Source organism: Candidatus Eisenbacteria bacterium (assembly GCA_016867495.1).
GTDB lineage: Bacteria > Eisenbacteria > RBG-16-71-46 > CAIMUX01 > VGJL01 > VGJL01.
The window spans coordinates 1-1917 of record VGJL01000336.1 but is presented as its reverse complement, the minus strand read 5'-3'; the positions used below and the strand labels follow the sequence as shown (position 1 = coordinate 1917).

Here is a 1917-nt window from a genome sequence, read left to right as displayed (position 1 = left end):
GCATCGACGACCGCCTCCTGCGTTCCCAGACGCATGATCGACCCCTTGCCGAACTGCTTCTCGATCTGGGAGATCGCGAGCTCCAGGGCCTTCGCCTTCTCCTTGCCTTGTTCCTCACCCATCGAAAGGCTCTCCTTCCCTGTTGTGCGGTTCGCCGCTTACGGACAGAGGGACCTCCCAGGAGGATCGCCCCGTCCCGCCCGGACCGCCGGATCGTGCCCGGATCGCCGGGCGCGCGGAGGCATGAATCTCTGTCCAGCCGGCCGCGTCACTCTCCGCGCCCGGGCCCGGCGCCGGGAGCCGCGGCCTCGAGGGGCGTATAGATCGGCCCCTCCGGACGCAAGTCGCTCTTGAAGAGCGTGATCGAACGAATGGTAAGGGGGCCGGACGGCGGCGTCAAACCGCGCGTCAGCTCCTCAAGGTCGGCCGGCCGCGCGCCGCGCCGCACGCGCGCGAGCGTCAGGTGTCCCACGAACGGCTTGTCGGCGGGTCCGAAGCCGGCGATCCGAATCGTCCGGTCCGCGAGATCGGCGAGGGCACGCAGATGTCCCGCCGCGTCCTCGACGCCCAGCCAGACGACCTGGGGCCGTCGCGCGGACGGAAAGGCGCCGACCTGGCCGAGGGAGAGGTCCGGCGCGACCCATTGGCCGGCGAGATCGCGGACGGCCGCCCGCGCCCGGTCGAGTTGCTTGCGATCGAGATCGCCGAAGAACCTGACCGTCATGTGGAGGGAGTCGGCCCGCGGGAAAAGAGCGCATCGCGTCGCAGAAGCTGCCGATCTTCCCTTTCACATCGTCCGGTATCTCGAAGGCGATGAAGGCCCGTGTCCTCTCCTGCATCTGTGCCTCTCCCGATTCGACCGAGACCCGCTACTCGATCGCGACCCCGGATGCGACCCTGCGGACCAGATCCAGCGCGGTCAAGATCGACCTCTCGATCACAAGCTCCCGCGACCCCGGCATCATCCTACGAAGGGAGGTCTGCGCCCCCTCCCACGAGAGCCCGAAGTAGACGAGGCCGACCGGCTTCCCCGCGCTGCCCCCCTCGGGCCCGGCGATCCCCGTCGTCGAGACGCCGATCTCGCCGCCCAAGCGCTCGCGGACTCCCGCCGCCATCGCTTCCGCCGCCCTCGCGCTCACGGCGCCGTGCTCGGCGAGCGTCGATTCCGGGACGCCCAGCAGTCGCACCTTCGCCGCGTTGTCGTAGGCGACGACATCGCCGAGGAAGTAGCGTGAAGCGCCCGGAACCCGAACCAGGCGCGCGCCCACGCCCCCGCCGGTCAGCGACTCCGCAACCGCCAGCCGCCAGCTTCGTGCCAGGAGGCTCCTCCCGACCGCTTCCTCGAGCGTGATCTCCCCTTCGCAATAGACGGCCGGGCCGATCCTCTCCTTCGCGACCGCAGTAAGGCGATCGAGGTAGGGCTCGACTTCCGCGGGATCCCCCTCGGCGCTCACGCGAAGCTCGACCGTCCCCGCATGCGGAAGGTAGGCGACACGGACCCCGGGAGGCAGCAGCGGTTCGATCTTCTCGGCGAGGACCGTTTCGGGAATGCCGCAGGTCCGCAGGGAACGCTCGACGAAGAGGGCCGCCGGGGCCATCGAGGCGATCTCCGGCAGGACAGCGCGCTCCGCCATCGCTTCCATCTCGGCCGGGACGCCGGGCAGGGCGTAGAGAACCCGCCGCTCGCCCGCCCGCAGACGGAGCCCCGGCGCGAGGCCGACCTCGTTCGGGATCAGCTCCGCGCCGAAGGGAATCAGCGCCTGGGCCTCGAGATTCGCCGGCGCGGGGCGCCCGACGCGCGAGAATCTCTCGCGCATCGTCGCGAGGAGGTCCTCGCGGAGGATGAGCTGGCGCTTGAGAACCGTGGCGAGGATCTTGCGGGTGATGTCATCGGAAGTCCCGCCGAGGCCCCCGGTC

Annotated in this window: 3 protein-coding genes; all 3 read right to left on the bottom strand. The window is 70.3% G+C overall.

Features of this window, described 5'->3' with window-relative positions:
• The coding region (locus tag FJY88_14035) for a hypothetical protein (protein ID MBM3288446.1) at positions 1 to 122 on the bottom strand (122 nt) is incomplete at its 3' end.
• 146 nt (positions 123 to 268) lie between these two features.
• A complete protein-coding gene (thpR, locus tag FJY88_14030; protein ID MBM3288445.1) occupies positions 269 to 724 on the bottom strand; it encodes an RNA 2',3'-cyclic phosphodiesterase in 456 nt (151 codons plus the stop codon).
• 145 nt (positions 725 to 869) lie between these two features.
• Positions 870 to 1917: nicotinamide-nucleotide amidohydrolase family protein (locus tag FJY88_14025; protein ID MBM3288444.1), on the bottom strand; the 1048-nt coding region annotated here is incomplete at its 5' end.